Source organism: Cecembia rubra, assembly GCF_003014575.1.
Taxonomy (GTDB): domain Bacteria; phylum Bacteroidota; class Bacteroidia; order Cytophagales; family Cyclobacteriaceae; genus Cecembia_A; species Cecembia_A rubra.
The window spans coordinates 131,427-147,789 of record NZ_PYGF01000007.1; the positions used below are offsets into that span (position 1 = coordinate 131,427).

Below are 16,363 nucleotides of genomic sequence, written 5' to 3' on the forward strand. Positions count from 1 at the left end.
CTAACGTTTTGCCGCTTGCCGCAGTGGGGGATTTCGGAGCACTTCACTGTCAACCAAGACAAATGTTGATAGAAGCACTACACTTGATTTAACCACGTCAGCCCCCATTGCGGCAAACGGCTGTTAGCGGTAGTTATTCTATCCATTCTCAAGTTCTTCAATTGCTTTTTTTATGGGTGTCGTGTCAAATAAGGGTGAACCAATTTCAATCGCTCTCTTGTAAAACGGAAGAATGAATTTTGGAAAACTCTTTTTCTTAAATGGATTTTGTTCTTGCTCCATTTTCTTGTGTCGTAAACCACCAAACTTTAATAGCAAATTTGTAGCTCTGGCTATTTCATTCGGTTGTTTGCGGTCTGAAATTTTCTCCATTAAGTTGTGAAACTCAACATCACTTTGATGAATATCGTCTTTATTCTCGTATCGTTTAAGTTGGTCATCAATTTCTACGGTCTCAACATTAGGCATATTGAAAGTAATGTTATGTCCTGCATACATATCATACTGCTCGTCATACCAAATTCCTGAGTCGTGCCATTGTCCGTAAAACTGAACTGAATTTTTAATCTTGAAACCTTTTAGTCCGTCCACTGCACCTAAAATGGTAATGTCACAAAGATTTGGGAAATATCCCTTGACTACTTTGTCTGCCCTGTAACTTGCGAAAGAACTAAGGTAAAGGTCTTTAAATGTGCTGAAAAATATAATTACATTGTCAACTTTTGGATAGAAAAAGGTTTCTACGTTAAAAGAAGATTGTCCAAGACCTTCAATATAGATTGGTTCTGTGTCGTGTAGTATATACTCGTCTGCACTTAAAGCATATGCAGAATGAGAAAATGTATTTCTAATTTCTTTGAAATGGTTTTGCTTAAAGAAGTCAACAATGTTTGGCTTTCCTGCATCGTGTAGAAGTTCTAAAATACTGTCTTGTTTTTCTCCAATACCGAGTAGTCTGTCATACTTCTTTGTTTTCCAAAATAGGTATGATGAGCCTTTATAGCCTGTTTTGACTTTGCAAAGACTTCCAATGATGTTGTAGAAGTCGCTGTTTTCAAAAAAGGTCGAATAAAGTAAAGCAGCAATTCTTGTTTTCTCTTTGCCTGTGTGTCCTTGGTATAAATTTTTGTAAAACTCAATTGCGTCAAACCACTCATAAAGATTGGTCATTAACTTATGTGTCCCCATACCCCTATAATTTATTAAAGTCAAAACAAAGTCAAACTCGCTTCTTTGTTTCGCTTCGTCAAATAGGGTTTTAAGGTCGTTTGTTACATTTTCCATATGATGCACTGTCGTCTTTTTATAATTACCGCTAACGTTTTGCGGCTTGGCGTAGTGGCGGATTTTTAGCACAAAAGTTCAATCGAAGAACTGCACTTGAACCTACCAAAAAACTGTCATACGAAGCACTGCACCCGCCATTACGCCAAACCGCTGTTATGCCCAGTGTTTCTTTTAATCTGTTCATATTCTGATAGTTGTCTTGAGTTTAGTTTGCTTTTATAATTGTCAATAAAGTCCTGAACTTCTAAAAAGCCTGTTCCTTTTATTAGTTTTTCTTTATGACTGAGAGAATGACAAAGCAAGCAAAGTGCTTGGAAGTTTCCTTGTCTATTGTCTTTTGTGTTTCCGTTCTTATGATGTGTGTGTAGCCATTTTTTATCTTCTTGATTTGATAAGTCTATGTGGCAAGATTCACATTTAAAACCTACACTTTCTCTATATGCTTCGCTTATTTGATTCCACATCGAATGATAACCGTCTGATTTGAATAAGGAATTGTCTTGGTGTTCGAGATATTTTAAAACTGCTTCATACCAAGGTTGATTAGTGCCCCACCAAGATTTAAAAACTTGTTTACTACAGTTCTTACAGAGTTCCAATTTTTCAAGTGTTGTCTGATGATTTTCTCTTGATGTAACTTTTACAGGCATTTTATTGGCAAATACAAAGCCACCATATTCTTGACGAGTTTCACAATGAACAATGTGATACTTGGGTAGTTTCCTGCTACCTGTCCAATTTGTATAGAAAAATTGTTTGTAATAAAAAAGAAGCATTCTTTCTTCACCGTTTTTGTAAACAGCAAAACCATTTTCATCAATTTCAATTTTTGATGGGTCGTATTTTATTCCATCAATTTGAATTAGTTCAACATTTCTAAACATTTCAAACGTTAGTTTTCTAACTTTTGAAAGAAACTGTGCTGTTTTACCTTTTGTAAAGTCGTGAAGTTTAATCATTCGTTCACTTTATTAATTGCTTCAATTAACTTTTCGTTTGAGGTTACAATTCTAAATTCAACTCGTCTTGATAAATTATCATTTACAACTTTGTTGCTGTCAAGATGTACATAGTTTTTTTCTTCATTTAATGCTCTTGAGTAAGAGAATCCAATTGATGTGAAGAGGAAGTCCATTCTACTTTTTTCTTTTTCACTTGCTTCTTTATATACAGGTTGCTCCCTTAAATACTTCAACACTGAAGCGGCCCTTCTTGATGATAAATCAAGGTTGTATAAATAACTGTCCCCACCGTTTTTGGGAGGTTTTGTGTCTGCGTGGCCTTCAATTCTAATTTCCTTGATGTAGTCGAAATAAGTTGTGTCAGAAGTCAAAACATCCCAATACTTTGGGATGAAACTTGACAAAGATATTTTAAAACCTTGTGTTAGTTTATCATCATTTGTTTCAAACAAATTGTCTGAATTTGGTGAGTTAAATCTTATCGTTCCATCAGGTCCAAGTTCAATTTCGTGTTTCTCAATTTCTTCATTAAACACTTCTTGAAGTTTGTTGTATATCTCATCTTGAACAAATGTGTGTTCAATTACCTGCATAATATAGTTAATGGCAATAAACATAAATATTACCATTAATGCAGTCATCATATCTGCAATTGAAATCCAATTAGAATCGTCTTTTTTTCTCCCAAGCATTTTTTTCTATCACTTTTTGTTTAGACGATTTTCGATGTCCTTTATATATTCAAGGAATAGGGCATCCATACTAGCTAACATTTTGTTTAAACTTTCAACATCTATTGACCTTAATGTTCTTACGCTCTCAACAATGTTAGAAGCTGAATTTGAAACTGATTCAACACTTGTAGTCCATTTAGTGACATTTTCTCCAGTCATTTTTATAGAATCAGTAGTCTCATTCATTTTAGTAGAAAGCTTATTAAAGTTCTCAGTGACTTTCATAAGTTCAGAAGTTGCTCCTTGAACATCTTTCAAAACTTTTGAAAGATTTCCATTCTCATTAAATGCCGAATTAAACTCGTCAATCACCTTTTGAAGCTTACTTGATTGACCTGATATTTCATCTAATTTCGATACCCAGACTACAGTAGTGTCTGCAAATTTTTGATGTTGAGTAACAAGACTTTTATATGCTGTTTTTAATGCTTCAACATCTTCTTTGTGCTCTCTCTGCCAAGTAGAAAGTTCGTTTATAGTTTGAGTTAATTCTTCAAAGTTACTTTGGACTAAGTCTTCTATAAAAATTTTGAAAACATCATTAAAGTTGGTGATGACTTCTCTGAATGCGTCTACTATTGCATTGTATTGAGTTGTAGAAATTGCATTCTTAAATTCTTCAAAGTTTTGATTTAGATTTCTAAGTTCTATAAGTTCTGGGCTTTCAGGTTCAGCGATGTATTTAGTGTTAATGAAAATTTTAATAATCTTCGAGAATATTAGTGATAGCAATATGCCTACTATTGACGTGAACATTGCTGACTTTAAACCGTCAAGCAATAATTTAATACTGTCCTTTATATGGTCGGGAGTTGTATCAAAATTTAATAGTCCGTAAGCTATTCCGGTAAAAGTACCAAACAGTCCAAGTGTCACGAAAACATTTGGAATTGACTCTATAATGTAGAAGTTTGAAATGTGTTTGCGTATTGGTCTAAAAAATACACTTAGGATTGAGTAAACTGTCCAAAAGCCAATAAGCCACCAAGGAAGTTGTTTTAAAAGAAATTCAATTATTTCAGGTCTAATTAGTTGTTCCATTTATTCGGTTGTTGTCGTTTTTAACATTGGGCATAACGTTTTCGGGCTTTGCGTTCGGGCGGGAATACGAAGCCGTTTGGTTTTTGTCACGGCTAAAGTAACTTAAAAGTGATAAAGTTTGATTACAAACGTCCACCCGCCTGACGCAAAACCCGTGTTAGCACCAGTATTTTTTCTTTGTCTAAGGAATTGTCTCAATACCTGCAAACTTATAATCGTCTTTCACTTTTTTGAAATAAATTCCTAATTGCCCGCCTTCATGTCCAGGTGCTAATTCGTCTCGTTGATAAATGGTAAATAAAACTGTAATATCAGTCATTTTAGCGTTTTCTTTAATGAGTTTTACTGTACTTGACTTTGTCGCCCGAATAAAATTGTCTGATGAGTTTATTGATGTCAAATGATTGTCAAAAAATGACTTTCTGCTAAATATATAGGGTTCCTCAACTGATTTTTGTTGGTCTGAACAAATAATACAATATATTTCGTCTGTTGATATTTTCTTAAAGTCTGAGTAGTTAGGCTGATTAAATAATTTAAAAATATTCTTTACCTTTTTCATTAACTTCAGACTGTCAACTTCAGCTACAGATTGTCCCCAAATATTTGAAGTTAACAATAGTAAAGTTGCAGTTGTCATTATTTGTCGTGCTGTCATAATATTGGTGCTAACTTACTTATTACAACGTATTTATACCACCAAGCCTTCAATTCTTGCTGGCTTGATACTACAATTGCATTGTTTATTAAAACTAATGTTTTTTTATAAATCATCAAAAGGAGATCTTATTTCTGAGATTTTTTTCTTACTGACATGAGTATAGATCTCAGTAGTCCTACTGCTATTGTGACCAAGCAACTCTTGGATATACCTTAAATCTGTTCCATTTTCCAATAAATGAGTAGCATAACTATGTCTAAGCCAATGTAGAGTTGCCGGCTTATTTACCCTTGCTTTTTTTACAGCATATTTTAGCACCTGCTGTAAACTGCTGGCACTGTATTGGGCTCCTACTTTTTCTCCTTCAAATAAATATACTATTGGACGCTCGGCTTTATAATAGGACCTTAATAATTCTAAAAGTTTGTCAGATAGAGGAACCACTCTGTCCTTTTTACCCTTGCCTTGTTGGATAAAAAGCAACTTTCTATTTGGATCAATATGTTTCAATTGAATATTCAAAAGCTCAGTCCTCCTTAATCCGCACGCATATATCAGACTGATCATAGACTTATGTTTAATATTTGTAATGGAATCCAAAATCTTTTTCACCTCTTCCTTACTCAATACATTTGGCAAAACCTTTTCCTTTTTAGGCCTGTAAATAATATCTGGATTGATTTTTATCCCTTTTCGGTTGGCAAAAAATAATTTGATGGCATTGACAAATTGGTTTTGATAAGAACTGGAATAGGAATTTGCAAGGATATATTCAGAATTGAACTTTTCTAGATCTGAATTTTCTATCTCTTCTAATGGCTTGTTGTCTAAAAACCTAAAAAATACAGAAATAGCTTCCCTGTAGGTTTTGATGCTGTTTTCACTGTAACGCTTATTCCTCATCCATAGCTCAAAAAGTTGGATTTCTTTGGAATTAACCGCTGAAAGATTTGGTAATACTACGCTTACTTTATCCTGGGGTATCTCTACCTTCTTTAACCCACTGTAATCTAACCAGGCTTTTCCTTTAAAAAACTGAAGCATTTCTGACAACTTGCCTTCTTCATAAGCTACCCACCATACTTTCTTCTTGGTATCCCAAGTACATCCCGGAAATTGCTTGACCATTTCTTTTAATTCGAATTCGTAGGTAAACTCAATCCTGATCACAGGATTTTTGCCTATCCAGTCATTTTTCAAAACCAGCTTCCTCATAAAAATTCGATGCAAAAAATCTGGATGAATTTAACCTTTGATCGACTACCTTAAAAGTTCCCAAATAAACTTATCCGATTATTTTTCCTGCCGAAAAAGAAAAACCCCCGATTGCTCAGGGGCTTTTCTAAGAAATTAATGTTTCAGAAATATACCTTGAATCTTCAATGTCCTCTTATTCCGAAATCTTCCTTTCGCCTTCCGACTTCCTTGAGGCGTTATTACCTTTGCGACCGCTACGAGAAATAATCCAACTTAATGAAAACCTAAATGCCTTAACTTCTCAATGGTTCCAAACCTGACTTCTTCACTTGTCCCTTCTATCATCAAGAAAACGGATACTTTCCTTTTTCAATCATGTAGTCAGCGACTTGTCTTCTCAGCTCTTTGGTATTCACCAACTCGCCTTTGGTAAAGCGCTTCAAACCCATCAACATCACCTTCTGCTCGTCACCTTTTGCAAAAGCAGCAATGGCTTCCTTGGCAGCTGTCTGGATTTTTTCCACCGCCTCAAACAAATACACCTGGGCCATAGCAATCTGGTGTTTGCAAGCATCTTCTCCTCTTATGCTTACCAATTTCTCTGTTCTAAGAATGGCTGACTCAGCTGCGTAGATCTCAATCATGATATCGGCCAGGTTCATCATTACCTCCTGTTCTGACTCGATCTTATCTGCCAAAGCCATGGCTGCTTTACCGCCTACCATCAGGAATACTTTTTTCAGCTTTTTGATCACATCCTTCTCCGAAGCAAACAACTCTGAAGTATCAATGGTCTCAAAGCTCGGTACTGCAGTCAGCTCATTGGCTACGGCCATTGCAGGTTCGAAAAGATTAATCTCTCCCTTCATTGCTCGTTTCAAAAGCATGCCTACCATAAGCATACGGTTGATTTCATTGGTTCCTTCATAAATCCTGGAAATCCTGGCATCCCTATAAGCCTTTTCCATAGGGGCATCGGCAGAGTAACCCATACCGCCATATACCTGCACTCCCTGATCTACCACATAATCCAATACCTCCGAACCATGCACTTTGGCAATGGCAGCCTCAATGGCAAACTGCTCCAATGCTTTCAACTTGGCTTCAGCATCAGGCATTCCTTCTGAGGCCAATGCAGCCATCCTGTCTTCGATATCTTGACCGGCCCTGTAACACAATGCTTCACATGCATAGGTCCTCACTGCCATCTCGGCCAGCTTTTGCTTGATGGCGCCAAAGGTATTGATGGCTACGCCAAACTGTTTCCTTTCTCCTGCATATTTGATCGCCAGTGTGGCTACAGACCTACATCCTCCTAATACACCTGCTCCTAACTTGATTCGGCCAATATTTAGGATGTTCACCGCTATTTTGAATCCATTTCCCCTTTCTGAAAGCATGTTTTCTACCGGAACCTTGCAGTCGTTGAAGAATACCTGACGGGTGGATGATCCTTTGATCCCCATCTTTTTCTCTTCTTCATTCATGGTAATACCGCCAAAGGTTTTTTCCACTATAAAGGCAGTAAGATTTTTGTCATCGTCAATTTTGGCAAATACGATGAAGAGATCCGCAAAACCTGCATTTGAAATCCACATCTTCTGTCCATTGATCAGATAATATTTGCCATCTGCTGACAATACTGCTTTTGTCTTGCCGCTATTGGCATCCGAACCCGCATCCGGCTCGGTCAAGCAATAGCAGGCTGCCCATTCTCCGGTAGCCAGTTTAGGGAGGTACTTGTTCTTCTGAGCCTCATTGCCATAATACAGTATAGGCAAAGTACCGATGCCTGTATGTGCACCATAAGTGGTAGAGAAGGAACCTGCTGCACCGATGATGTCAGCAATCAGCATGGAGGTGTTGAAACTCATGCCCATGCCGCCAAACTCCTCCGGTACAGAAATACCCAAAAGGCCAAGTTCGCCAGCTTTCTTAAAAATACCGGGCACCAGATCAGGATGCTTCATGCTGTCTATTTCCTCGCTCTTGGGAGTAATCTCCGTATCGATGAAATCCTGACAGGCCTGAGCCATCATTTTTTGCTCTTCATTGAACTCTTCAAAGATGAAGATATCCTTGGCTTCCGTTTCCTTGATCAGAAACTCGCCTCCGTTGATTGATTTTTTTGTTGCAGTGTTCATATTTTTAGACTTTAGACACAAGACGCAAGACAAAAGACAAGCTCCATCCTACAGACTTGCGATTATTTTTTTTCAAATTTTTGGATTAGAGAATAAAGCATTTTTTGAATTTCTGTAAGCTCTGACGTGACATCATTAAATTTTTGTTCTTCTATATATCCTAATTCAAAAGCTACATAAAGCTGCGTTTCCAATTCGCAAATTGATCCATGGGCAATGCCCAAGAAATTTACAAACTCACCATCCGTTCTCCTTCCAGCACCTTCAGCGACATTGGAAGGAACCGAAACTGCGCTTCTTCTCATTTGAGAAGTAAGTCCGAATCTCTCTTCATTGGGAAAAATTTGAGAAATCTTGTAAATCTCAGTTGTTAACTTGATACCCCTTTTCCAAACATTTAGCTCTTTGTAGTTATGCATATTTAGAAAATTTAGGATAAACAAAAACTTTTAGAACCAGTCTCTTAATTCATGATTTACGCTAGACACAAAATGAAGCTAGATACAAGACTTTTGACGGAAGAGAATCTATCTTACATCTTGTGTCTAGCGTCTTGTGTCTATTTCAGAAGCTCAAATATCCCAGCAACTCCCTGTCCTCCTCCGACGCAAGCGGTCACCATGCCGTATTTCTTGTTCTGCCTGCGGAGTTCATTGAATAGTTGGACGGAGAGTTTGGCTCCTGTACATCCAAGTGGGTGCCCAAGGGCTACCGCACCACCGTTGACGTTTACTTTGTCGATATCTATATCGAGAGACTTGATCACCGCCAAAGCCTGCGCCGCGAAAGCCTCGTTCAGTTCGATCAGATCGATCTTGTCCAAGGTCAACCCTGCCTGCTTCAATGCCTTTGGCACAGCTTCCTTAGGACCTATACCCATGATGCGTGGCTCCACCCCGGCTACGGAGTAGGACATCATGCGGGCCACCGGCTCCAGGTTGAGCTGCTTTACCAAACGCTCAGACATCACCACCACAAATGCAGCTCCGTCTGAGGTCTGAGAAGAGTTACCTGCCGTCACCTGTCCACCCATCTTGAAAGCTGGCTTCAGGGATGCCAATCCTTCCAGGGAGGTTCCTGCTCGTGGCCCCTCATCGGTATCCACAACAAATTTTCTGGTCTTCCTTTTTCCCTTCTCATCCAGGTAGGTTTCTTCCACTTCTACTGGAACGATCTCCTCCTTGAACTTACCAGCAGCGATCGCAGCCAAAGCCCTGTCATGGGACCTCACGGAAAATTCATCTGCCTGCTCACGGGTGATTTCGTAATCCTTGGACAATTCCTCAGCAGTCAAACCCATGCTCAAATAGTAGTCAGGCGTCTGGGAGACAATCTTCCAGTTGAGTGCTGTTTTGTAGCCCATCATCGGCAAGAGGGACATGGACTCCGTACCACCGGCAATGATACAGTCGGCCATTCCTGCTTTGATTTTACCTACTGCCAAAGCGATGGCTTCCAGTCCTGAACCGCAGTAGCGGTTGATGATAAAACCAGGGTTTTCGATACCCAAAGCAAGGAGTGAAATCATCCTTCCCATCTGCATGCCCTGTTCCGCTTCCGGGATGGCATTGCCTACGATGAGGTCATCCACCATTTTGGCCTCCAGGCCAGGGGTGTTGGCCACCAGATGCTTGATCACATCTGCTGCCAGGTCATCCGGACGGTAGAACCTAAAGCCACCTTTTTTAGCCTTACCTACCGCCGATCTATATCCGTTTACTATGTATGCTTCCATGTTAATTTTTTCGTTTGAATGTTATTGATTGAAAAGAACCAAGAATCAAGAGCCAAGAATCAAGACCCGATTCTAGTAGGGGTTAGATTCCAGCGTTTGCATGAAACCATGGATCATTCTTTGGACTTCAGAGAGATCACCCTCCAGTTCGTCAAAAGTTTTTTGATCCAAAAGACCTACCCTATGGGCAATGATAGCCTGGGCTTCAAGTTCGAAGCTTTCACCTAAACTAATATCCAATGAGTTTAAAACAGCTTTAGAGGTATTTTTTGCTGTTCCCTCTGCAATGTTTGAAGGAATGGATACACTTGATCTCCTCATTTGTGAAGTAATTCCAAATTTTTCTTCATTCGGAAACTCAGTCGTGACCTGGTAAACCTTTACAGCCAAATCCACTGACTTTTCCCAAACTTTCAAATTTTTAAAATTATGCTTCCTTCTCATTTTTTTTAGTTTTTAGGTTACACTTTTTATTTACTCAAATCTGTCTTATCTCTTGTTTCTTGTCTCTTGCTTCTCATTTCTCGTCTCTCGCTTCTCGCTTCTCGCTTCTCGCCTCTAATTTCTCAACGGTTTTCCCTTAAACAGAATACTGTGTATCCTCTCAAGGGTCTTTTTCTCGCCGGTCAAGCTTAGGAAGGCTTCGCGCTCCAGGTCAAGTAGGTACTGTTCGCTGACTTCTGTAGGGGAAGAAAGGTCACCACCTGACATCACCCATGCCAGTTTTCTGGCGATTTTGGCATCATGCTCTGAAATGTACTTGCCGTACAGCATGCCTGTAATACCTGCTTCGAACAAAGCCAAGGAGGATTTTCCCAAAACTTTGATATTGGTCTGCTCCAAGGGCTGGGTATATCCTGCCTCATGTAGGGCCAAAACCTTCGCTTTGGCATCGGCCAAGAGGCGCTTACGGTTCAGAGTAATAGAGTCCTTGGTCTGCAGGTAACCTAAACCTCTGGCTTCGGCAGCGGAGGTAGAAACTTTGGCAGTAGCAATATTCATGAAGTACTCCTGCAACCTGTTCAGCTCCACGTCACCGGCTTTGATTTCATTGGAGAACCTGAGGGTCATTTCTTTGGTACCGCCACCAGCAGGAATCAGACCCACACCAAATTCCACCAAGCCCATATACAGTTCGGCATGTGCCTGCACCGCATCGGCATGTAAAGAAAGTTCGCAGCCACCACCAAGTGCCATATTATGCGGTGCGACCACCACAGGAATGGAAGAGTAGCGTGCACGCATCATGGTTCTTTGGAAACCTGCGATCATCAGGTTGATTTCATCGAATTCCTGATCACCGGCAAACATGAAGAGCATAGCCAGGTTGGCACCTGCAGAAAAATTACCTCCCTCATTGCCTATTACCAGACCTTTGTAAGATTTTTCTGCCATGCTGATAGCGGTATTGATGCCTTCGATCACTTCCTGACCGATGGAGTTCATCTTGGTGTGGAATTCCAGGCCAAGCACATCGTCTCCCATGTCGTAAATGGTCGTGCCGGCATTGCCCCATACTTTTTTGTTAGCCGCCTTCAGCGTATCGAGTATGATGAATTCCCCTGTACCAGGGATGGCTTTGTAGGATTTGCTAGGAATGTCATAATACTTTTTCTGACCTCCTTCTACCTTGTAGAAGTTCTCATGGCCTCCAGCCAGCATATCATGTACCCAAGCTGCGGCTTTTTCACCGGCTGCCTCCATTTTCTGAACCGTTTCCTTTACACCCAGGATATCCCAGGTTTCGAAAGGACCCAATTCCCAACCGAAACCTGCGGAAACTGCCTGATCGATTCTGTAGAGTTCGTCAGCGATTTCAGGAATCCGGTGGGACACATATTTGAACAGGTCATAAAAAGAAGCCCTGTAAAATTCTCCTGCTTTGTCATTAAAGTTGGCGAGGAACTTGATGCGCTGCTTGAGGTCATCGATTTCCTTGGAAGCTTCCAGAGCTTTGAATTTTGGCTTTTCGGCATCCTTGTATTCAAAAGTTTTGAGATCCAGTTCCTTCAATTCTTTAGAGCCATCCTTATGACGGATCATCTTGAAGTAGCCCTGTCCGGTCTTGTCTCCCCACCATTTGTTGTCGTAGAGCACCTTTACGATATTCGGCAACTGGAACTTATCGCGGGATTCGTCGTGGGTAAGTGTTTTGTAGAGGTTATTGGCCACATTCACGGTAGTGTCCAGACCTACCACATCCATGGTACGGAAAGTTGCAGATTTAGCGCGGCCGATAACCGTCCCGGTAAGTTTGTCCACTTCGGAAACGCTCAAGCCCATTTTCTCAATGGCATGCATGCCGGAGATGATGGCATAAACCCCGATACGGTTGGCGATAAATGCAGGAGTATCCTTACACAATACTGTTTCTTTGCCCAGGTACCTGTCCCCATAGTCCATGAGGAAATCGATGATTTCCGGATTGGTCTTCGGACCTGGAATGATTTCCAAGAGGCGCAGGTATCTTGGAGGGTTAAAAAAGTGGGTACCCGCAAAATGGGTTTGGAAGTCTTCAGATCTTCCTTCGCACATGAGGTGCATAGGAATACCTGAGGTATTGGAAGTGATCAGCGTACCTGGCTTACGGTACTGCTCCACTTTGTCAAAAAGGGATTTTTTGATGTCCAATCGCTCCACCACCACTTCGATCACCCAATCGTAATCTTTGATTTTGGGGAGATCATCATCAAAATTTCCAACAGTAATCCTGGAAACGGAAGAAGCATCATAGAGGGATGCCGGCTTTGCCTTCAGCGTGTTTTGCAGGGCAGTGTTGACGATTCGGTTTTTAACCGCTTTGTCCGTCAGGGAAAGGCCCTTCTTCATTTCCTCCTCATTGAGTTCGGCAGGTGCAATATCCAAGAGCAGAACCTGCACGCCGATATTGGCAAAATGGCAGGCGATTCTTGAACCCATGACCCCCGAACCTAATACGGCTACTTTCTTAATGGATCTTTTCATAAAATGTATTTTGGTTTTTTAAAGTCCGTACAACTCTTCGTTGTACGTATTTGGATGTATTGTTTCGGATTGCAAATTTTCTATCACGGTGTTGATTTTCTGGAATACCCTGAAAAAGAGATCCAGTTCTTCCTCTGTCACCTGTTCCCTGACCAGCAAATTGAATTCTTTGATGGTCTGCACAGATATTTCCTTTTTCCGCTTCCCTGTGGGGGTAAGGAAAATCCTTACGGAGCGCTTATCTATGGGATCGGGTTTCCGGAAAATCAGGCCCTTTTCCTCCATACTTTTAAGCATTCTGGTAAGGCTTCTCGCCTCCAAACCCATCAGCGGAGCTATTTTGGTTGCAGGAGTTCCCTCCTTTGAGTTGATATTGATCAGCACAAAACCAATAGCAGTGGTAAAATCGTGCTGCGCAGCCTTTTGGTTGTACATACGCGATATGGCATGCCAGGCACTCTTGATATGGTAATCGACTGTTTCTTCGCGTTTCATAGGTTTTCAAAAATGATACGCACAATTTAAGAAAAAGATTGTATGCATGCATACTATTTTCAAAAAAAGTTATGCATGCAGAGTAAATTTAAAATGGAGATAAGAAAGAATAAAAAATTTTATTTTAAGTAAAGAAATTTTTCGCCTATTTATGGAAATAAATTGGATAAAATACAGGTTTTATGAAAGAATATTTTTTGGACATTCTCTTATTCGAAAGGAATACGGATAAGGCAGATTTAGGCATCGTGAATAGTCAGCCGAATTTTTGCAGCTATTACTGCAGCTGTCGTGTACACTGCTGGATTAGCAGCAGGTGCAATAAAAATGGGAAGTGTTGCTGCAGGTCATAAAGCAGGTATCGCAGCACTAACCACAAAAACAACAATATTAGGTGGAAAAATGTATAGTGCTCTTTTTTACGGGTTAGGAAAGGGAATGATTGGAGCTGTAAAAAAATGGAATGAAAAATGGAAAGGATGAGGTCAAGAATCGATTTATGCTGCTGTAAAAGTTGCTTGGTAAAAATGAGAACATTAACAATGCTATTAGTTTTACAAATGTTTTTGAGTCAACTTATTGCTCAAACAAGCTTTCTGGAAAATGGAAATGATGTTAAAATGTTCGATAGAGGAGCGAGCCTAACATTAATTTTCCCTTCGTTTAATAGCTCAGGTTATAGTAATCTGAACCAGTTAGTCGTAGAAAATGGATATCCATTTATTCCAAAAGGAAATTTGAACTACGGTATTGGAGTTAGTTACAGATTAAAAAGATTGGAACCGGGTATTAATGGTCTCATTGGCTACCAATCGAGAACCAATGAAATGCTAAATTCTAGAATGTCTAGAACGCCTCTTACTGGTAATATATTATTACGTTATCACTTAGTAAGAAAAGGTTCATTTACTTTCTATCCATTAATCGGATATTCATTTACTGACACCAACTTGATTTTATCAAAAGAATCTTCATCTAATGATTTAGATAATTTATTGCGAAATCCAGGGACATCCGTAAATCTTTGGCATTCATCAGAAGGCTTACTAGTCGGATTTGGTGCCGATATTGCTGAACATTGGGTGGAATCTTCGGGAATATTTAGACTAAAATTTGCATATAGAATACCTTCTGGATCCTATCAATGGGAATCTGATTTTGCTAATCTAACAACTAACCTGAGGAAGGATTCATTCCCATACTTCTTTATTCAGTTGGAATTTGGCAAATTGGAAAAAAGGAGATCCATGGATGAATAAATATTGAAATCTATAAATAATTAAAAGGCTGGTAGTAATAATTGCCAGCCTTTTAAATACCCTCTAATTTAAATTGTTCAGTATGACGGATCAATTAAACTATGCATACATCTCCTCTATTTCCTTTGCATATTTTTCATGGATCACTTTACGCTTGAGCTTCATGGTAGGAGTAAGTTCTCCAGTTTCAACCCCCCAAGTAGTATTGAGCACCTTGAATTTCTTTATCTGTTCCCATTTACCAAAGTACTTATTCTGATTGTCCACCTCTCTCTGGAATTTTTCCTGTATTTCTGGTTTTTTAAGCATATCCGAATCCGTGGTGTATGGAATATCTTTGTGATTGCACCAATCCTTCAATCCCTGGAAACTCGGTACAATCAAAGCAGATGGGAAATTTCTGTTTTCTCCAACTACAATAATCTGTTCAATGATTGTAGACTCTTTGAATTTGTTTTCCATCGGCTGTGGTGCTATGTACTTACCTCCAGAGGTCTTGAACATTTCCTTTTTACGGTCGGTAATCTTGAGGTAATGGCCCTCATGCAGCTCTCCGATATCACCGGTATGGAACCATCCTTCACTATCGATCACTTCCGCTGTTAATTCCGGCTGCTTGTAATAGCCCTTCATAACATTGGGCCCTTTTACCAAAATTTCTCCATCAGCGGCAATTTTTACTTGGACATCCTTTACTATACGGCCTACCATGCCCATTCGTATGTCCCGATGGTTACAAATAGAAGCAGAAACTACAGGGGAAGTTTCAGTCAAACCATATCCCTCACATACCGGAATACCTGCTGCCCAGAATACCCTGGCCAGTCTTGGTTGCAGGGCAGATGCGCCGGAATTGATCTGCATCACATTACCGCCCAAGGCCTCCCTCCATTTACTGAAAATGATCTTATTGGCCATCTTCAATTGGAAATTGTACCAACCTCCCTGATTTTTATTCGGTTCGTATTTCAGACCTAAATTCAAAGCCCAAAAGAAAAGGGATTTCTTTACTCCGGTCAGTTCATAGCCTTTGGAAACAATTTTATCATACACCTTTTCCAATAGCCTAGGAACAGTATTGAAAACATGGGGTTGGATTTCCTTCAGGTTATCCCCAATGGTTTCCATGCTTTCGGCATAATAAATTGAAATACCCATGTAGATAAAACAAAAAGATCCTACCCTTTCATAGATGTGACAAAGTGGTAAAAAACTCAATGCTTTTCCCATTCCCTTTGGGGCAATAATTCTATCTTCAATAGCAAATAGGTTACTGATTACATTATTATGCGTAAGCATCACCCCCTTGGGTCTTCCAGTCGTCCCTGATGTGTAAATGATTGTAAAAAGATCATCTGATTTAACTTGCTCTTTTTTACTGTCCAAATCTGCCAGGTTGGCTCCTTCACCTTTGGCCATAAAGTCTTCCCAATAATCACATCCATCAATTTTATCAAAGGATAAAATCTGAACATCCATATCTTTGGATCCCTCAACCGCTTTTCCGAAAATCTCCTTGTCTCCAACAAATATTTTCTTTACTTCTGCATGGCGAAAAATATAATTGTAATCATCTGCGGAAATGGTTGGATACATTGGAACTGATATAGCTCCTATCTGTTGCAATGCCAAGTCTATAAAATTCCACTCGGGTCTGTTGTTAGATATAATAGCAACTTTATCATCCTTATCAATTCCAGAAGCCAAAAAAGCTAAACTTAAGTTGTCAACTATCTTTTTTAATTCTCTGGAAGAATAAGTTTTCCAATTCCCATTTATTTTTTGCGCCAAAGAAACATCCTTGTCATAGGTGGCTATTTGGTGGTTAATGAGATCAAATAATCTGGTGATTTGCATATTATTTCGGGTTAGGCCAATCAAAAT

General features: G+C 39.6%; 15 protein-coding genes. 2 read left to right on the forward strand and 13 right to left on the reverse strand.

The window, feature by feature from the left end; translation table 11 throughout:
* Positions 1 to 138: 138 nt before the first annotated feature.
* The 12 genes from CLV48_RS13330 to CLV48_RS13385 all read right to left on the reverse strand — a co-directional run bounded on the left by CLV48_RS13330 (position 139) and on the right by CLV48_RS13385 (position 13,220).
* Positions 139 to 1,284 (reverse strand): hypothetical protein, encoded by a 1,146-nt coding sequence (locus CLV48_RS13330; RefSeq protein ID WP_146140102.1) that lies wholly within the window; start codon positions 1,282 to 1,284, stop codon positions 139 to 141.
* Between the two features lie 140 nt (positions 1,285 to 1,424).
* Positions 1,425 to 2,246, reverse strand: coding sequence for a hypothetical protein (locus CLV48_RS13335; protein WP_106567787.1), 822 nt, complete (start codon positions 2,244 to 2,246; stop codon positions 1,425 to 1,427).
* Positions 2,243 to 2,941, reverse strand: coding sequence for an OmpA/MotB family protein (locus CLV48_RS13340; RefSeq protein ID WP_106567788.1), 699 nt, complete (start codon positions 2,939 to 2,941; stop codon positions 2,243 to 2,245). The genes CLV48_RS13335 and CLV48_RS13340 overlap by 4 nt, the downstream gene beginning before the upstream one ends.
* A gap of 9 nt (positions 2,942 to 2,950) precedes the next feature.
* Positions 2,951 to 4,024 (reverse strand): MotA/TolQ/ExbB proton channel family protein, encoded by a 1,074-nt coding sequence (locus tag CLV48_RS13345; protein ID WP_106567789.1) that lies wholly within the window; start codon positions 4,022 to 4,024, stop codon positions 2,951 to 2,953.
* A gap of 181 nt (positions 4,025 to 4,205) precedes the next feature.
* Complete coding sequence (locus CLV48_RS13350; protein WP_106567790.1) at positions 4,206 to 4,682, reverse strand: hypothetical protein; 477 nt, start codon at positions 4,680 to 4,682, stop codon at positions 4,206 to 4,208.
* Between the two features lie 105 nt (positions 4,683 to 4,787).
* On the reverse strand, positions 4,788 to 5,900 hold the full coding sequence (locus CLV48_RS13355; protein ID WP_106567791.1) for a tyrosine-type recombinase/integrase: 1,113 nt from the start codon (positions 5,898 to 5,900) through the stop codon (positions 4,788 to 4,790).
* A gap of 326 nt (positions 5,901 to 6,226) precedes the next feature.
* On the reverse strand, positions 6,227 to 8,026 hold the full coding sequence (locus CLV48_RS13360) for an acyl-CoA dehydrogenase family protein (protein WP_106567792.1): 1,800 nt from the start codon (positions 8,024 to 8,026) through the stop codon (positions 6,227 to 6,229).
* Between the two features lie 62 nt (positions 8,027 to 8,088).
* Positions 8,089 to 8,445, reverse strand: a complete 357-nt coding sequence (locus tag CLV48_RS13365; protein WP_106567793.1) for a four helix bundle protein — start codon at positions 8,443 to 8,445, stop codon at positions 8,089 to 8,091.
* Positions 8,446 to 8,585: 140 nt separating this feature from the next.
* Positions 8,586 to 9,761: an acetyl-CoA C-acyltransferase gene (locus CLV48_RS13370; RefSeq protein ID WP_106567794.1), complete on the reverse strand. Its 1,176-nt coding sequence runs from the start codon at positions 9,759 to 9,761 to the stop codon at positions 8,586 to 8,588.
* Between the two features lie 72 nt (positions 9,762 to 9,833).
* Positions 9,834 to 10,205 (reverse strand): four helix bundle protein, encoded by a 372-nt coding sequence (locus tag CLV48_RS13375; RefSeq protein WP_106567795.1) that lies wholly within the window; start codon positions 10,203 to 10,205, stop codon positions 9,834 to 9,836.
* Between the two features lie 114 nt (positions 10,206 to 10,319).
* Complete coding sequence (locus CLV48_RS13380; RefSeq protein WP_106567796.1) at positions 10,320 to 12,725, reverse strand: 3-hydroxyacyl-CoA dehydrogenase/enoyl-CoA hydratase family protein; 2,406 nt, start codon at positions 12,723 to 12,725, stop codon at positions 10,320 to 10,322.
* 18 nt (positions 12,726 to 12,743) lie between these two features.
* Positions 12,744 to 13,220: a MarR family winged helix-turn-helix transcriptional regulator gene (locus CLV48_RS13385; protein WP_106567797.1), complete on the reverse strand. Its 477-nt coding sequence runs from the start codon at positions 13,218 to 13,220 to the stop codon at positions 12,744 to 12,746.
* A 291-nt stretch (positions 13,221 to 13,511) separates the two neighbouring features.
* Here CLV48_RS13385 and CLV48_RS13390 point away from each other — a divergent pair, with 291 nt between their 5' ends.
* Together CLV48_RS13390 and CLV48_RS13395 are read left to right on the forward strand one after the other, a co-directional pair.
* Positions 13,512 to 13,703, forward strand: a complete 192-nt coding sequence (locus CLV48_RS13390) for a hypothetical protein (protein ID WP_106567798.1) — start codon at positions 13,512 to 13,514, stop codon at positions 13,701 to 13,703.
* Between the two features lie 44 nt (positions 13,704 to 13,747).
* Complete coding sequence (locus CLV48_RS13395; protein ID WP_146140103.1) at positions 13,748 to 14,479, forward strand: hypothetical protein; 732 nt, start codon at positions 13,748 to 13,750, stop codon at positions 14,477 to 14,479.
* A gap of 99 nt (positions 14,480 to 14,578) precedes the next feature.
* Here the strand turns inward: CLV48_RS13395 and CLV48_RS13400 are convergent, their stop codons facing one another.
* Positions 14,579 to 16,336: an AMP-dependent synthetase/ligase gene (locus tag CLV48_RS13400; protein ID WP_106567800.1), complete on the reverse strand. Its 1,758-nt coding sequence runs from the start codon at positions 16,334 to 16,336 to the stop codon at positions 14,579 to 14,581.
* Between the last annotated feature and the right edge of the window lie 27 nt (positions 16,337 to 16,363).